This is a genomic window from Enterobacter cloacae complex sp. P18RS (assembly GCF_014982105.1).
GTDB lineage: Bacteria > Pseudomonadota > Gammaproteobacteria > Enterobacterales > Enterobacteriaceae > Enterobacter > Enterobacter hormaechei_C.
The window spans coordinates 123463-139895 of sequence record NZ_JADCKV010000003.1 but is presented as its reverse complement, the minus strand read 5'-3'; the positions used below and the strand labels follow the sequence as shown (position 1 = coordinate 139895).

17 protein-coding genes and 1 pseudogene (1 of these 18 running past the window's edge) are annotated in these 16433 nt (G+C 55.4%); 5 read left to right on the top strand and 13 right to left on the bottom strand.

The genetic code is table 11. The annotated features are described in order from the left end of the window. Positions 1-6: 6 nt before the first annotated feature. From INF61_RS02205 to INF61_RS02195, 3 genes are read left to right on the top strand one after another with little or no spacing between them, the layout of a single operon-like run. Complete coding sequence (locus tag INF61_RS02205) at positions 7-501, top strand: PTS sugar transporter subunit IIB (protein WP_015572639.1); 495 nt, start codon at positions 7-9, stop codon at positions 499-501. Between the two features lie 10 nt (positions 502-511). Next, complete coding sequence (locus INF61_RS02200; protein WP_015572638.1) at positions 512-1309, top strand: PTS sugar transporter subunit IIC; 798 nt, start codon at positions 512-514, stop codon at positions 1307-1309. Then, the gene (locus INF61_RS02195; protein WP_015572637.1) at positions 1309-2127 is read left to right on the top strand and encodes a PTS system mannose/fructose/sorbose family transporter subunit IID; all 819 of its coding nucleotides are present in this window, start codon (positions 1309-1311) and stop codon (positions 2125-2127) included. Before INF61_RS02200 ends, INF61_RS02195 begins: the two co-directional genes overlap by 1 nt. A 27-nt stretch (positions 2128-2154) precedes the next feature. On the opposite strand, the gene INF61_RS02190 is transcribed toward INF61_RS02195, so the two are convergent. The 8 genes and pseudogenes from INF61_RS02190 to INF61_RS23085 all read right to left on the bottom strand — a co-directional run. Further along, positions 2155-2925 (bottom strand): glucose-6-phosphate isomerase family protein, encoded by a 771-nt coding sequence (locus tag INF61_RS02190; protein ID WP_017694538.1) that lies wholly within the window; start codon positions 2923-2925, stop codon positions 2155-2157. Further along, positions 2918-3472 carry a glucose-6-phosphate isomerase family protein gene (locus tag INF61_RS02185; RefSeq protein ID WP_017383813.1) on the bottom strand — a complete coding sequence of 185 codons (555 nt, stop codon included), beginning with the start codon at positions 3470-3472 and terminating at the stop codon, positions 2918-2920. Before INF61_RS02185 ends, INF61_RS02190 begins: the two co-directional genes overlap by 8 nt. A gap of 156 nt (positions 3473-3628) precedes the next feature. Then, positions 3629-4579, bottom strand: a complete 951-nt coding sequence (gene ispH, locus INF61_RS02180) for a 4-hydroxy-3-methylbut-2-enyl diphosphate reductase (protein WP_017383814.1) — start codon at positions 4577-4579, stop codon at positions 3629-3631. A 1-nt stretch (position 4580) separates the two neighbouring features. Beyond that, a complete protein-coding gene (gene fkpB, locus INF61_RS02175) occupies positions 4581-5030 on the bottom strand; it encodes an FKBP-type peptidyl-prolyl cis-trans isomerase (protein ID WP_015572634.1) in 450 nt (149 codons plus the stop codon). A gap of 116 nt (positions 5031-5146) precedes the next feature. Next, positions 5147-5647 carry a signal peptidase II gene (gene lspA, locus INF61_RS02170; protein ID WP_003856452.1) on the bottom strand — a complete coding sequence of 167 codons (501 nt, stop codon included), beginning with the start codon at positions 5645-5647 and terminating at the stop codon, positions 5147-5149. Beyond that, the gene (ileS, locus tag INF61_RS02165; RefSeq protein ID WP_033486733.1) at positions 5647-8463 is read right to left on the bottom strand and encodes an isoleucine--tRNA ligase; all 2817 of its coding nucleotides are present in this window, start codon (positions 8461-8463) and stop codon (positions 5647-5649) included. Before ileS ends, lspA begins: the two co-directional genes overlap by 1 nt. Before the next feature lie 45 nt (positions 8464-8508). Next, positions 8509-9435, bottom strand: a complete 927-nt coding sequence (ribF, locus tag INF61_RS02160; RefSeq protein ID WP_003856456.1) for a bifunctional riboflavin kinase/FAD synthetase — start codon at positions 9433-9435, stop codon at positions 8509-8511. Positions 9436-9442: 7 nt separating this feature from the next. Further along, a pseudogene (locus tag INF61_RS23085) lies at positions 9443-9648 on the bottom strand (DUF2575 domain-containing protein); the annotation flags it as partial. A gap of 115 nt (positions 9649-9763) precedes the next feature. On the opposite strand from INF61_RS23085, the gene rpsT reads away from it, so the two are divergent. Then, a complete protein-coding gene (rpsT, locus tag INF61_RS02155) occupies positions 9764-10027 on the top strand; it encodes a 30S ribosomal protein S20 (protein ID WP_003856458.1) in 264 nt (87 codons plus the stop codon). 58 nt (positions 10028-10085) lie between these two features. Here the strand turns inward: rpsT and nhaR are convergent, their stop codons facing one another. The 4 genes from nhaR to dnaK form a co-directional block, all read right to left on the bottom strand. Further along, positions 10086-10985 (bottom strand): transcriptional activator NhaR, encoded by a 900-nt coding sequence (gene nhaR / locus INF61_RS02150; RefSeq protein ID WP_003856462.1) that lies wholly within the window; start codon positions 10983-10985, stop codon positions 10086-10088. A gap of 58 nt (positions 10986-11043) precedes the next feature. Further along, positions 11044-12219 carry a Na+/H+ antiporter NhaA gene (nhaA, locus tag INF61_RS02145; RefSeq protein WP_193547487.1) on the bottom strand — a complete coding sequence of 392 codons (1176 nt, stop codon included), beginning with the start codon at positions 12217-12219 and terminating at the stop codon, positions 11044-11046. Positions 12220-12391: 172 nt separating this feature from the next. Further along, on the bottom strand, positions 12392-13537 hold the full coding sequence (gene dnaJ, locus INF61_RS02140) for a molecular chaperone DnaJ (protein ID WP_014830600.1): 1146 nt from the start codon (positions 13535-13537) through the stop codon (positions 12392-12394). Positions 13538-13624: 87 nt separating this feature from the next. Next, positions 13625-15538: a molecular chaperone DnaK gene (gene dnaK, locus INF61_RS02135; protein ID WP_006810169.1), complete on the bottom strand. Its 1914-nt coding sequence runs from the start codon at positions 15536-15538 to the stop codon at positions 13625-13627. A 296-nt stretch (positions 15539-15834) separates the two neighbouring features. On the opposite strand from dnaK, the gene satP reads away from it, so the two are divergent. Then, positions 15835-16401, top strand: coding sequence for an acetate uptake transporter (gene satP / locus INF61_RS02130; RefSeq protein WP_003856474.1), 567 nt, complete (start codon positions 15835-15837; stop codon positions 16399-16401). Here the strand turns inward: satP and INF61_RS02125 are convergent. Then, a protein-coding gene (locus INF61_RS02125; protein ID WP_227413434.1) for an MFS transporter crosses the window boundary here: on the bottom strand, positions 16329-16433 show its 3' portion. It continues 1296 nt past the right edge of the window; the window shows 105 of its 1401 coding nt (coding positions 1297-1401); the start codon falls outside the window, past its right edge; the stop codon is at positions 16329-16331. The two genes, satP and INF61_RS02125, sit on opposite strands and share 73 nt — an antisense overlap.

Here is a 16433-nt window from a genome sequence, read left to right as displayed (position 1 = left end):
CCGCATATGAGTATTTCTTTTGTACGCATTGACGATCGCGTGATCCATGGGCAGCTCATTACACGCTGGGCCAGGGAGCTGCCCTGCGACGGCATCGTTGCCATTGACGATGCCGTTGCGGCCGATCCGCTGTTATCGTCGGTCATGAAAGGAGCCGTATCAGATACTAAAGTGTGGCTGTTCGATACGGCAACCGCGATCGAAAAACTGCCAAAAGTGATTGCCAGCGAAAAGCGCTATTTCGTGATTGGCAAATCTCCACTCACGCTACAGCGCATTGAGCAGGCGGGCATTAGCCTGAAAAACAGCAATGGAAAAATTAACGTGGGCCCGATGAGCGCCCGGGCTAACACGATCACCATCGGCCCGAATCAATCGGTAACCCAGGATGAAGCGGCGGCGTTCGAGTGGCTGACCGGGCAGGGACACGCGATTGAATTCCGCCTGGTTCCCGATGCCAGTTTTTATACCTGGCAGGATGCCAGACAAAAGCTGAAATAAGGAGCAGATCATGATTATCGAAGCGGCTTTAATTGGCCTGCTGTGTTATCTGGGCGCACTCAGTAGTCCGTGGCTTTTAGGGCTGACGGGCGGCTGGTATCTCATCTCCCGACCGCTCATTTCCGGGATGCTGGTTGGCCTGATCCTGGGCGATATCAAAACCGGGATTATGATTGGCGTAGCGGTGCAGGCGGTTTATATCGCAATGGTGACACCCGGCGGCTCGATGCCAGCAGATTTAAACTTTGTGGCTTATCCGGCCATTGCACTGGGAATACTTTCCGGCAAAGGACCTGAGGTTGCCGTCGCGCTGGCGGCGACTATTGGGATCGCCGGAACCATTCTCTTCAATGCGATGATGGTGCTGAACTCCTTCTGGAACCATCGTGCGGATGTGGCGCTGGAGAACGGCGACGAGCGCGGGATCTACCTCAACAGCGCCATCTGGCCGCAGGCGATGAATTTTGTGCTGCGCTTTGTGCCTACCTTTATCGCCGTCTTTTTTGGCGCACAGTACATTAGCGGGTTTATGGACAGCCTGCCGCACATCGTCCTCTCCACCATGAATGTGCTGGGCGGCATCTTGCCCGCCGTCGGTATTGCCATCCTGCTTAAGCAGATCATCAAAAGCTATACCATGCTCATCTACTTTCTGGTGGGCTTCGTTTGCATCGTTTTCCTGAAACTCAATATGGTCGCGCTGGTGATCGTGGGCGCCCTGCTGGCACTGATTCATTACAACTATAAACCCGAGGCACCGCAGGCCGTGGCTTCAGCACCTGTCCCTGACGACGAGGATGAATTCTGATGGAAGAACGTAAACTCACCCGCAAGGATCTGCGCCGCTGCTGGCGAGCGTGGATGATGCACAACCTCTCCTCAATGAGCTTTGAACGCCTTGAATCCTTCGGCTTTTGCCTGAGCATGCTGCCGGTCGCAAAAAAGCTCTATCCCGACCCGGTACAACGTACCGAGATGCTGCGCCGTCACGCGTCGTTCTACAACACGGAGCCACAGATTGGCGCGATCGTTAACGGTATGGCGCTGGGGCTGGAGGAGAAAAAAGCCAACGGCGAGCCGATTGACGGTGAAACCATAAATACCCTGAAGGTAGGCCTGATGGGGCCAATTGCCGGGATCGGCGATTCGATGATCCCCGGCATGCTGATCCCGATCCTGCTTAGCATTGGGATGGCGCTGGCGGCAGGCGGAAATATCCTCGGTCCACTGTTTTATACCGTTGCCTGGCTGGCCATCATTATCCCTGGCTCCTGGTTCCTGTTTCTCAAAGGCTACCAGATGGGATCAGGCTCCGTGGAGATGCTGGTCAGCAGCAAATCTACCCGGCTACGGGAAGCGCTCTCGCTACTGGGCGTATTTGTCATGGGCGGCGTGGCGGCCAGCTACGTGAAGCTCGGCACCGGGCTGGAGTTCATCACCCGGGACGGGGTAAACATTCACGTTCAGCAGATGCTGGACGGTATTTTCCCGCAGCTGCTTCCGCTGGCGGTGGTGCTGGGGACCTGGTATCTGATGGCAAAACGCGGCGTGTCGCCGGTAAAAGCCATGATATTGCTGCTTATACTGGCAGCGCTTGGCGTGGCGTCCGGTTTGTTTGCAGGATAAGAAAACCGGGGCAATGCCCCGGCTTCTTTATGGATGGAAGTTATTCCACAGTTCTGCGACTTTATCCGGACGCGAAATAAACTGGAACCGTGCGGGGTCATCAATAAACTGCTGATAAACAGGCGCATCAGTAATGCCAAATTCCGGATAACTTCTCGGCGTAATCATCTGCAAGCGCCCTGGTCTGTAGTGACTGTTATGCTGCCAGACAATATGATTACCCTGAACTAAGGGATACCAGGCCAGACCTTTTCGCGCACGAACGGCCTCATACTCAAAGCCATATTCCCGATCGCACCACGCACCAAACGTCAGCGGCTCATTGGGCGAGGCCGAAATCGTCGCATGGCCCCATCCGGGAGGGACCAGTACCTTTTCACCCGGCCCCGCGAGTACCGCAAAACATCGTCCCGGATCGTCGTCCACATACTCCTGCATGTAGATAATCGCTTTACCCTGCCAGATTTCGTACAGCTCAGGGGGCGACCATCCGCTGTGCTGGCTAATACGGTGAACATGCCCCTGGCTGCGGACCGGCTCATCGCCAAGCGTGCCTGCCGCGTAGGTGACCACACCAAAAAGCAGCATGCGTTTTTCGAGCTCCGGCCTGTCCGCCAGACGCGCCACGTCCATCGCGATGGCATATACCTGTTCAGGCCCTTCGCAGTCCGGATTGCGCAGCGACGGGCGGATCTGATCCAGTGTTCTGATCTCCGGCATCGGCCCGGTAACATCCTCTCCGTAGCAAAAACCGAGCGGCTGACGGTTGATGGTCATATCAAGGCCATAGTTAGCCATGGCGCACCTCGTAACCTTCCCCGGAGGCAAAGATCCGCAGGGTGAAGCCCTCTGCCAGCGCCGCATAGTCGTGTCCCGCAATGCTCGGCCAGACGGCAAGGGAGGATAGCGTCTCGTTGCCAGTGTTAATCAAACGATGCGCTGTAAAAGGAGGAATAATATGCACGGAGCCAGCCGTCACCTGCTCAAGCCGCGCGTCGCCCGCCTCCGTTTGCAGCAGCAACAAGCCACATCCGCGCAGGCCAAAATAGACCTCGCCCTGTTCGCGGCGCTGATGAAAATGACCGCGAGTCATAAAGAACTCATCGCCCACGTTACCCGCACGCAGGTGAGTTACCCCAACGAAGAGTGCCCCTTCCCCTACGGGGGAGCCCAGTACGTCTACGTCATACACGCTTTTTTGAGGATTGCCGCACTTCCACGCCTCGCCGTCTGCGAAGATCCCAGGAAGATCCGCAAGACGAGTCGTTTTGCGGATAAGCGGCCCGCCGGCTAGCGCGCCGGTAGCCCACGTCAACTGAGGTGGCAAAAAGATGTCTGAATTCATATCGCTCTCCGGCCCGAGGAGAACAGCAATATCATGATGGCAGATTAAACGATTAACCTACTGGAAAAAGCGTCAAAATTGATGGTGAATCACAGTTAACCAGAAACAAAAATGCCGGAGGCTTTCGCCACCGGCATTTTGAAGATTGAGAGGACATTATTCCACTTCGCGGGCGTCGATTCGCAGCTCTTTCGGCACTTCGAAGACAATGTTCTCTTCACGGCCTTCCAGCGGCACCGCTTCGCCACCGCCCAGCTCTTGCAGGCGGGCAATGACGTTTTGCACCAGGATATCCGGCGCTGAAGCGCCTGCGGTAACACCGACGCAGGCCGCGTTTTTCACCCACGCTTCCTGAATGTCCGTTGCGTCGTCGATCAGAAAAGCTGCTTTCCCCATACGCTGCGCCAGTTCGGCCAGTCGGTTGGAGTTAGAGGAGTTTTTCGAGCCGACCACCAGCACCACATCCGCCTGTTCAGCCAGGGCGCGTACGGCTTCCTGACGGTTGGTGGTTGCATAGCAGATATCATCTTTGCGCGGCCCGACGATTTTCGGGAAGCGCTGGCGCAGGGCGTCAATCACGTCTGAGGTGTCGTCTACGGAAAGCGTCGTCTGGGTCATAAACGACAGACGGGCTTCGTTTTTCACGTCCAGCGTAAAGACATCTTCCGGTGACTCAACCAGATACATGCCCCCTTCCGGGTTGCTGTACTGGCCCATGGTGCCTTCAACTTCCGGGTGACCGGCGTGACCAATCAGAATTGACTCTTCACCACGACGGCTGGCGCGCGCCACTTCCATATGCACTTTTGTCACTAACGGACAGGTGGCATCGAATACGGTCAGATCGCGGCTTTTCGCCTCGTTGCGTACCGCCTGAGAGACGCCGTGCGCGGAGAAGATGAGGATTGCGCCGTCCGGCACTTCGCTGATCTGCTCGATAAAAATCGCACCGCGCTCGCGCAGGCTGTCGACCACGTAACGGTTGTGCACCACTTCGTGACGCACGTAAATCGGCGCGCCGTAAATCTCCAGCGCGTTTTCAACAATGCTGATAGCGCGGTCTACACCGGCGCAGAAGCCGCGCGGGTTAGCCAACAGGATCTGCATTTTACTCCTCCAGTGCCGGATCGATCTCCAGCACTTCGACATCAAAATGAACGGTACGCCCGGCAAGCGGATGGTTGAAATCGACGGTGATAGAATCGCCGTTGATTTCTCGGATCACGCCAGGCATTTCGCTGCCGTCCATAGCGGTAAAGAGCATAATCGCCCCGATTTCTGGTTCACCCGCATCCATAAACTCACGACGCGAGAAATACTGGATCAGGTCCGGGCTTGGCACGCCAAATGCCGCATCCGGCTCCAGCGAAAACGCTTTTTTCTCGCCCTCTTTCAGACCCAGAAGCTGCTGCTCAAGGCCTTCAGACAGGGAGGTGTCACCCAGACGAAACAGCGCCGGTTTGCCATTGTTGCGGGTGGATTCGGCCGTGGAGCCGTCATCCAGCTTCAGCGTGAAATGAACGAGAACCGCGCTGTTGCTCTGTACGGATTTAGACATGCAAATTGCTCGCTTGTTTTGGGTCACCTGTTGCCCGGTGGCGCTACGCTTACCGGGCCTACGGGGGCCACAAATTCTGTAGGCCGGGATCGCTACGCGTCACCCGGCTGGTTTTGTTACGCCTGCTCTTTCGCGGCCGGTTTAGGCAAGAAGCCTTCCAGCACGATTAACGCCGCACCAACGCATATTGCGCTATCGGCGAGGTTAAAGGTCGCGAAGTGCCAGTCGCCAACGTAGAAGTCGATCATATCGACCACAAAGCCGTGCCACAGGCGGTCAAACAGGTTACCCAGCGCGCCGCCAATGATCAGCGCGTAGGCGATGTTATTCAGCTTTTGCGTGGCCTTTGAGCGGTACATCAGCACCGCCAGCACGACGCAGATACCGATAGCGATACCCGCGAAGAACCAGCGCTGCCAGCCACCGCTGTCGGCAAGGAAACTAAACGCCGCACCATAGTTGCGGGCATAGTGCAGGTTAAGCGACGGAAACAGCGGGACCGTATCCCCCAGAGCGAAATTCTGGAGGATCAGGAACTTGCTGCCCAAATCAATAATCAGCACCACCACCACCAGCCACAGCCAGCGCAGTCCTGTTGAACAGAGAGTTTTACTCATCAGGCAAACTTACGTTTTTCGCCGTCACCGGCGACGTTGCTTACACAGCGACCGCAGATGTCTGCGTGTTCCGCCACCTGACCGACATCAGTGGTGTAATGCCAGCAGCGCGGGCATTTTTCACCGTCGGCTTTGCTCAGCGCGACCTTCAGTCCTTTGAGCAGTTCACTCTGCTGAGCATCAGCAGTAGCTTCGGCATAATCCGCAACTTTCGCACCGGAGGTCAACAGGACAAATCGTAATTCATCGCCCAGCGCGGTCAGCTTCGCGGCCAGCTCAGGCTCTGCGTACAGGGTCACCGTCGCTTCCAGAGAGCCACCGACTTTCTTGTCAGCGCGCGCCTGCTCGATAACCTTGTTCACTTCGCCACGCACTTTCAGCAGCTCGTCCCAGTAGGCATCGTTCATTGCTTCAGTGCTGGAGAGGTCGAACAGACCTTCGTACCACTCGCCGGTGAAGACATACTTCTCGCGGTCACCCGGCAGGTAACCCCAGATTTCATCCGCGGTGAAGGACATGATCGGTGCCATCCAGCGCACCAGCGCTTCTGCGATGTGGAACAGCGCGGTCTGGCAGCTACGACGCGCCACGCTGTCCGCTTTCGCGGTGTACTGGCGGTCTTTGATGATGTCGAGGTAGAACGAGCCCATCTCGATGGAGCAGAAGCGCATCAGGCGCTGCACCACTTCGTGGAAGTCGTAAGACTCATAGGCTTTAAGAATATCTTCCTGCGCCGCTTTCGCGCAGCCTACCGCCCAGCGATCGAGCACAACCATCTCTTCCGGCTTCACCATGTCTTTCACCGGATCGAACCCGTTCAGGTTCGCCAGCAGGAAGCGCGCGGTGTTACGAATACGACGATAGCTGTCAGCAGCACGTTTCAGGATCTCATCAGAGACCGCCATTTCGCCGGTGTAGTCGGTAGAGGCCACCCACAGACGCAGAATGTCCGCGCCCAGTTTGTTCATCACGTCCTGCGGAGAAACGGTGTTACCGATAGATTTGGACATCTTACGGCCCTGACCATCCACGGTGAAGCCGTGGGTCAATACCTGGCGGTAAGGTGCTTTACCCTTCATGGCGGTGGAGATCATCAGCGATGACATGAACCAGCCGCGGTGTTGGTCAGACCCTTCCAGATACATATCGGCAGCGTGACCAGCAAACTCCGGACGCACGTCAACCACGGAGGAGTGGGTAGACCCGGAGTCGAACCACACGTCCAGGGTATCCGGCACTTTTTCGTAGTTGTCTGCATCAGCGCCCAGGATGTCACGGGCGTCGAGATCCCACCACGCCTGAATGCCGTCAACTTCGACGCGCTTCGCCACTTCTTCCATCAGTTCCAGCGTGTTCGGGTGCAGCTCCTGCGTCTCTTTATGTACGAACAGAGACATCGGCACGCCCCAGGTACGCTGACGGGAGATACACCAGTCAGGACGGTTAGCCACCATGGATTCGATCCGCGCCTGGCCCCAGTCAGGGATCCACTGCACGCCTTTGATCTCTTTCAGAGACTGCGCACGCAGGCCTTTCTGGTCCATGCTGATAAACCACTGCGGGGTTGCACGGAAGATGATCGGGGTCTTGTGACGCCAGCAGCACGGATAGCTGTGCTGCATTTTCTCAACGTGCAGCAGCGCGCCGCTGGTGCGCAGCATATCAACGATGATGTCGTTAGCTTTAAAGACGTTGATACCGTCCAGCGCCGGGTAGGTGCCAGGCAGGTAAGAGCCGTCCGGGCCAACCGGATTAGCGATTTCCAGGCCGTACTTCAGGCTGATGTTGTAGTCGTCAGGACCGTGGCCACCGGCGGTATGCACCGCACCGGTACCCGCGTCCAGCGTGACGTGGTCGCCCAGAATCGCCGGAACGTCGAAGTCAAGGAACGGGTGTTTGAAGCGCATCAGTTCCAGCGCGTCGCCTTTTACGGTGCCCAGCACGGTGTAATCGGTGATGTTCGCGCGTTTCAGCACGCTTTCGACCAGGTCTTTCGCCAGGATAACCGCACGGCCATCAATCTGCACCAGCGCATACTCAAACTCGCCAGAAAGGGAGATCGCGCGGTTAGCAGGCAGCGTCCACGGGGTGGTGGTCCAGATCACCAGAGAGATCGGGCCGCTTACGCCAGGCAGACCAAATTTAGCTTTGATCGCATCCTGATCGACCGCTTCGAAGGCCACGTCGATAGAAGGCGAGGTTTTGTCGTAATACTCCACTTCCGCTTCTGCCAGCGCAGAGCGGCAGTCGACGCACCAGTGCACCGGCTTCGCGCCTTTGTGCAGGTGACCGTTGCCGATGATTTTACCCAGCGCTCGGATGATGTTGGCTTCGGTTTTGAAGTCCATGGTCAGGTACGGATGCGACCAGTCACCCAGCACGCCCAGACGGATGAAGTCAGCGCGCTGACCGTCAACCTGGGTGGCAGCGTATTCGCGGCATTTCGCACGGAATTCTGCGGCGGTGAACTTCTCACCCGGCTTACCGTACTCTTGCTCAACTTTCAGCTCGATCGGCAGACCATGGCAGTCCCAGCCCGGAACGTAAGGCGAGTCATATCCCGCGAGTCCTTTGGACTTCACGATAATGTCTTTCAGAATCTTGTTTACAGAGTGACCAATATGAATGCTGCCATTCGCATATGGAGGGCCATCATGCAGAATGAAGGTTTTTTTGCCTTTTTTGGCTGCACGAATGATGCCGTACAGGTCATCATCGGTCCAACGCGCCAGCATTCCCGGTTCACGCTTGGCGAGATCGCCGCGCATCGGGAACCCTGTTTCCGGCAAATTCAGGGTTGATTTATAGTCACTCATCAGATTCTCGGTTCCGTATTTATCACGTAGGCAGTTAAGCCGGTTCTAAAGCCCAAAAAACTCCCGGGCCGTTAATTCATCTCGCGCGATTTGCGCCTTAAGTTCATCCAGCGAAGCGAATCGCTGTTCATTGCGTATTTTTTTACGCAGTATCACATCTATATGGCGACCATACAGGTCCATTACAACGTCCAGCAGGTGTACTTCTAACTGTTGACGCACACCGGCAACCGTTGGACGTGTGCCAATGTTGGCGACGCCGTAGAAAGGCTTCTCGCCCAGTCCTGCCACTTCCACCGCATAGACCCCTTTAACCGGGGAGACCTGACGACGCAGCGGTATATTCGCCGTCGGGAAACCTATCGTGCGGCCCAGCGCATCGCCATGGACCACGCGACCTGAAATTGTGAACGGGTGACCCAGCAGCGTTTCTGCCGTGTCCAGTTCATCGTTCGCCAGCGCCTGACGTACCGCCGTGCTGCTGACGCGCACGCCGCCCTCACAGAAGGTCATCGTGCTGGTGACGTCAAACCCGTACTCCAGGCCAGCCTTCTGTAATAACAAGAAATCGCCCTGACGACCAGCGCCAAAGCGGAAATCATCGCCCACGGCGAGAAACTGCACGCCAAGCTGCCTGACCAACAGGTCGCTGACAAAATTTTGTGCGGTCAGCGCGGCAAAACGACGGTCGAACCGTACGCACAGGACGTAGTCCACCCCTGACTCCGCCAGGTAGCGTAACTTCTCGCGCAGACGCGTCAGCCGCGCGGGGGATTTCTCGCCTGCAAACAGCTCCAGCGGCTGAGGCTCGAAAATCATCACCACGACGGGCAGGCCTCGCGCCTCGCCTTCTTTACGCAATCCCTGCAACAGCGCCTGATGCCCACGATGCACGCCGTCGAAATTACCAATGGTCAGCACGCACCCGTGCGGGGCTTGACTGAGATTATGTATGCCGCGTATCAGCTTCATGACTGGCTCAAAACAGTGAAAATCGCCAAAGTATACCTTGTACAGCGGTTAAGGTTAACCGGCGATTGTTCACGCTAAACAGAAAGCCGTATGATTTCATCACGCTGACCTTTCACAGCAAAAAAATCTGTCCGCGAACTGCGATTTTTGCACCGAAAAGCTGTATTCACGAACGACAAGCTGGTAGAATCCTGCGCCATCACTACGTAACGTAGCGTCGCCACATTAACGGCGCTTATTTGCACAAATCCATTGACAAAAGAAGGTATAGAGGGCATATTCCTCGGCCTTTGAATTGTCCACATAGATCATATTTGGGAGTTGGACCTTGGCTAATATCAAATCAGCTAAGAAACGTGCCGTTCAGTCTGAAAAGGCTCGTAAGCACAATGCAAGCCGTCGCTCTATGATGCGTACTTTCATCAAGAAAGTATACGCAGCTATCGAAGCTGGCGACAAAGCTGCAGCGCAGAACGCATTTAACGAAATGCAACCAATCGTGGATCGTCAGGCTGCTAAAGGTCTGATCCACAAAAACAAAGCAGCGCGTCATAAAGCAAACCTGACCGCGCAGATCAACAAACTGGCTTAATCGCCACTTGTTGTTGCTTGTTTGAAAGAACCCGCTTAACGCGGGTTTTTTTATGTCTTCAGATTGCCGGCGGCGTAAACAGCGCCGAATAGTCGCGATTGCAGATTCGCTGCACAGCCGGATGCTGAATCATCCTTTCGGCGAATATGGCGTGATACTCTTCCATCACGTTATCCACCCTGCCGATCTCGGTTATTTTGTCGTCTGAATAGAGATCGTGCGCGTACAGCGTTGGAGCAACGAAGATAGCGTTATGCGCTTCGCCAAAGGCTTTCATCAGCGCCGCATCGTCGAACTCACCGAGAATTTCTACGTTCAGCCCCTGCGAGTTAAACCAGTTCAGCAGCTTCCGTCCGAGCATGGACCTCCGACCCGGCACCAGCAAGCGGCGCTCTTCCAGGCAGGCAGGAAACGGTTTTTCCGGTGGCGGATTGATGCACCAGAAACTGACGCCGCATTCGCCAATTTTCACCGAGAACAAGCCTTCCTGCTGCGTGGAATCGATAGGGCAATCCGAAATAATCATATCCAGCTTATGCTGGCTCAGCTGTTCCAGCAGCATCTCGTGAGTGGACTCAAAGCAGCGTAAATGTATCTGTTCATCTTCCACCACCGCCGCATCCAGTACACCGCTTACCAGCCGTTTGGACAACGCATCCGCCACGCCCACGTCAAAGAGCAGGTTCGACTCTTTGCGATAGTTAACGATATCCAGCATCTCCTGGCTCAGGGTGAACATCTTGTCCGCATAGCGGAATACCAGTTCACCCAGCTCGCTCGGCTCAATGCCACGCCCTTTCCGCTTAAAAAGCTTTCCCTGCAAGCGCTCTTCCAGGGCTTTGATTTGCCCGGTGATAGTCTGTGGCGTCAGGTAGAGCGCCTCTGCGGCACCCACGACCGAGCCCTGCTTGTAGACATGCCAGAAGTAATAGAGATGGTTATAGTTCAAATGAGACATCACGTTTTCACTCCCTGATAGTTTATCGGGAGAAGGCTTCCCTTCTCCCGGTTTCCTGTTATGCCTGGACAGCCTGTCCGGACAACTTCACCTTCAACAAGGTGTAACCCATAACCGCGGCCAGGAACGACCCGATAAGAATGCCGAGTTTCGCCCAGACGATAAGCTCAGGCGCGTTTGCGCCAAACGCCAGCGTCGAGATAAAGATCGACATGGTGAATCCAATACCGCACAGCACGCCGACGGCCATAATCTGGCTAAAGGTGGTCCCGTTTGGCAATGACGCCAGCTTCAGCTTCAGCGCCAGCCAGCAGAACAGGCTGATACCCAGCGGCTTACCGATAAACAGACCGGCGATGATACCCAGCGGCAGCACGGAGGTGAGTCCGTCCAGGGTAACCCCGGCCAGGGAAACACCCGCGTTGGCAAACGCAAACAGCGGCAGGATCATAAAGCCCACCCACGGATGAAGCACATGCTCCAGCTGTCTGGCAGGCGATTTGCCGTCCTGCTCCTTCAGCGGAATAAAGAAGCCAACGATGACGCCCGCCAGCGTGGCATGCACGCCAGACTTCAGCACCGCCGTCCACAGCACCATGCCCACCAGAATATAAATACCCGTACGTCGGACGTTGAAGACGTTCAGCAAGGCCAGCACCATAATAGCCACGGCCGCCACGCTCAGCGACAGAACCGACAGATCGCTGGTGTAGAACAGCGCGATAATCACGATAGCGCCCAGATCATCGATAATCGCCAGCGCCATCAGGAAAATTTTCAGTGCTACCGGGACGCGGCTACCGAGCAAGGCTAAGACCCCGAGCGCAAACGCGATATCCGTTGCGGCCGGGATCGCCCAGCCGTCACGCGCAACCGGATCCTGCCACGCAAACGCGAGAAAGAGCAACGCCGGAACGATCATCCCGCCAATCGCCGCGATCACCGGAAACGCCGCGCGCTGACGGCTGGCAAGCGAACCGATCACCAGCTCACGTTTAACCTCCAGACCCACCAGCAGGAAGAACACCGCCATCAGCGCATCGTTGATCCACAGCAGCATGTTCTTGTTAATTTCCAGCGCCCCGACTTTCAGCTCGACGGGCGTTTCCAGAAATGCGTGATAGAGATCGCGCGTCATGCCCATATTGGCGAGCAGCATGGCGGCCGCAGCAGCAATAATCAGGATGACGCCGCCGGATGCCTCACTGCTAAAGAAACGGTGTAGTAATTTCACGTTTAAACTCTCTTTTACAACAATACCTCGGTAAAACCATAATATCAGCGCAAACAGATCGGTAAAAACAGATTAATATTGGGTATATATTCAGTTTAACCGAGGAATAACGCTATAAACAAAAAGCCCGGAATCGCTTCCGGGCTTTAAAGGATAGTAACCAGCTGGCGGGTTAGCGGGTTAAATCGTCGAAGAATTTTTTGACGCCATCGAAGAAGCTTTTGGAGCGCGGGCTGTTTTTCTCACCCGTCGGGCCACCAAAACTCTCCTGAAGCTCTTTCAGCAGCTGTTTCTGCTTATCGTTCAGGCCGACCGGCGTTTCCACGACCACGCGGCATAACAGGTCACCCTGCGCGCCACCGCGAACGGATTTAACGCCTTTGCCGCGCATGCGGAACAGCTTCCCGGTCTGGGTTTCGCCAGGGATTTTCAGGTTAACGCGACCGTCCAGCGTCGGCACTTCGATTTCGCCACCCAGCGCCGCCATCGCAAAGTTGATCGGCACTTCACAGTACAGGTTGTTACCTTCACGCTCGAAGATGGCGTGCTGCTTCACCTGAACCTGAACGTACAGATCGCCTGCCGGTGCGCCGTGCTCGCCGGCTTCACCCTCACCTGCCAGACGGATGCGGTCGCCCGTATCCACGCCTGCCGGGATCTTAACGGACAGCGTTTTGGTTTTCTCCACGCGACCGTGACCGTGGCATTTGGTGCACGGATCTTTAATCAGCGTACCGCGACCATGACAGTGCGGACAGGCCTGCTGCACCGCGAAGAAGCCCTGGCGCATCTGAACCTGACCGGAACCGTGACAGGTTGGGCAGGTCTGTGGCTGAGTCCCCGCTTTCGCGCCGCTGCCGTGGCAAACGTCACACTCTTCCAGCGTCGGAATACGGATCTCTTTGGTGACGCCGCGAACCGCTTCTTCAAGCGTCAGCTCCATGTTGTAGCGCAGGTCTGCGCCGCGCGCCGCGCGCTGACGACCACGTCCGCCGCCGAAGATATCGCCAAATACATCACCAAAGATATCGCTGAAATCAGCGCCGCCGCCGAAGCCGCCGCCACCAAATCCACCGCCGCCCATGCCGCCCTGTTCAAAGGCCGCGTGACCGTACTGATCATAGGCCGCACGTTTTTGTGCATCGGTCAGGACTTCGTAGGCTTCTTTAATCTCTTTAAATTTGGCTTCAGCCTCTTTGTCACCCTGATTACGGTCAGGGTGGAATTTCATGGCCAGGCGCTTATACGCCTTTTTGATTTCACGCTCTTCCGCAGTTTTCGGAACGCCTAAAATCTCGTAATAGTCTTGCTTTGCCATTGGTTTTTTTAAGCCCCTTAACATGCGAGCACGGGCGTGGAGAATTCTCCTACGCCCGTGCCGATTACTTACCCTGCATCAGGGCGATTATTTTTTGTCTTTCACTTCTTCGAACTCAGCGTCGACAACATCGTCGTCTTTCGCGTTGTTCTGGGAAGCATCAGCGCCCGCCTGCTGCTGTGCGTGCTGCTGCTGAGCGATTTCCATCAGCTTCTGAGAAACCTGTGCCAGCTCCTGCATCTTCGCTTCGATGTCCGCTTTGTCTTCGCCTTTCAGAGACGTTTCCAGCGCGCTCAGTGCAGTTTCGATCGCAGTTTTGTCTTCCGCTGGCAGTTTATCGCCCGCTTCTTCAACCTGCTTACGGGTGCTGTGCAGCAGATGGTCACCCTGGTTACGGGTCTGAACCAGCTCTTCGAACTTACGGTCGGATTCCGCGTTAGCTTCGGCATCACGAACCATTTTTTCGATTTCCGCTTCGTTCAGGCCAGAAGATGCCTTGATGGTAATCTTCTGCTCTTTACCGCTATTTTTGTCTTTCGCAGACACATGCAGGATACCGTCAGCATCGATGTCGAAGGTGACTTCGATCTGTGGCATGCCGCGTGGTGCCGGGTTAATACCGTCCAGGTTGAACTGACCCAGAGATTTGTTATCCGCCGCGCGCTTACGCTCACCCTGAATCACATGGATGGTTACCGCAGACTGGTTGTCTTCAGCGGTAGAGAACACCTGGCTGTGTTTCGTCGGGATAGTGGTGTTTTTGTTGATGAGCGGAGTCATCACGCCACCCATGGTTTCGATACCCAGAGACAGCGGGGTAACGTCCAGCAGCAGTACGTCTTTTACTTCACCCGTCAGAACACCACCCTGAACCGCAGCACCGATAGCAACCGCTTCGTCCGGGTTCACGTCTTTACGTGGCTCTTTACCAAAGAATTCAGCAACTTTCTTCTGAACCATTGGCATACGAGTCTGACCACCTACCAGGATAACGTCCTGAATGTCAGACACGGACAGGCCAGCGTCCTGCAATGCAACTTTCAGTGGCTCGATAGAACGGTTCACCAGGTCTTCTACCAGGCTTTCCAGTTTCGCACGGGTCACTTTGATGTTCATGTGTTTTGGACCGGTCGCGTCTGCGGTGATGTACGGCAGGTTCACGTCGGTCTGCTGAGCGGAAGACAGCTCGATCTTCGCTTTCTCAGCGGCTTCTTTCAGTCGCTGCATGGCCAGCGGGTCGTTACGCAGGTCAATGCCCTGATCTTTCTTGAACTCGTCAACGAGGTAGTTGATCAGACGGGTATCGAAGTCTTCACCACCCAGGTGGGTATCACCGTTGGTTGCCAGAACTTCGAAGGTTTTTTCGCCGTCAACATCGTCGATTTCGATAATAGAGATATCGAAGGTACCACCACCCAGGTCGTAAACCGCGATAGTACGGTTGCCGACTTCTTTATCCAGACCGTAAGCCAGTGCTGCTGCGGTTGGTTCGTTGATGATACGTTTTACTTCCAGACCTGCGATACGGCCAGCATCTTTGGTTGCCTGACGCTGAGCATCGTTGAAGTAAGCAGGTACGGTGATAACAGCTTCAGTTACCGGTTCACCCAGGTAATCTTCCGCGGTTTTCTTCATTTTCTTCAGCACTTCAGCAGAGATCTGCGGTGGTGCCGTTTTGGTGCCTTTCACATCAAGCCATGCATCGCCGTTATCGGCTGCGATGATTTTGTAAGGCATGATGGAAACGTCACGCTGAACTTCTTCGTCCTGGAAGCGGCGGCCAATCAGGCGTTTGATCGCAAACAGGGTGTTTTGCGGGTTTGTCACGGCCTGACGTTTAGCCGGCTGACCAACCAGAGTTTCACCATCCTGGGTATAAGCAATGATAGAAGGCGTGGTGCGATCGCCCTCGGCGTTCTCCAGCACACGTGCAGTAGTGCCATCCATAATCGCTACACAAGAGTTGGTAGTACCCAGGTCGATACCAATAATTTTACCCATCTAAACGTCTCCACTAAAAATTCAGTCAACATGTGGTTGTGTACCTGTAATAAGGGCAGAACGTGCTTTTTCAACTGCCCAGATTTGATTTTTTTCAGGTCCACACACTGCGGTTGCTTACAAGATGGGGTCACAACGGCATCCATCAAGGGGGAAGGATAAAAAATTTTTTAATTTCACCCCGGTGAGATCATAGACGGCGTCGATGCCGCCCATTATGATGCCGCGCCCCGTCAGGTAGAACTGGCGCGGGTTTAACCATTTCACCATATTAATGATGATTTTTTTGAGGACTTATGGGCAACACTAAGTTGGCTAATCCGGCTCCGCTGGGCCTGATGGGTTTTGGCATGACCACTATTCTGCTGAACCTGCACAATATCGGGATGTTCCCGATGGACGGCATTATCCTGGCGATGGGCATTTTTTACGGCGGTATCGCACAGATCTTTGCGGGCCTGCTGGAATATAAGAAAGGCAACACCTTCGGCTTAACCGCCTTTACCTCTTACGGTTCCTTCTGGCTGACTCTGGTCGCAATTCTGCTGATGCCTAAAATGGGCCTGGCAGAGGCGGCAAACGCCCATTTCCTGGGCGTGTACCTGGGACTGTGGGGCGTGTTCACCCTGTTCATGTTCTTCGGTACCCTTAAGGCGAACCGCGCACTGCAATTCGTCTTCCTGAGCCTGACCGTACTGTTCGCTCTGCTGGCCATCGGTCACCTGGCGGATAACGAAGGCATCGTTCACGTTGCCGGCTGGGTAGGTCTGGTTTGCGGCGCAAGCGCAATCTACCTGGCCATGGGTGAAGTGCTGAACGAGCAGTTCGACCGCACCATTCTACCGATTGGTGAAAAACACTGATCCCTCTGTCGTGCCCGCGTCGCGGGCCCGAC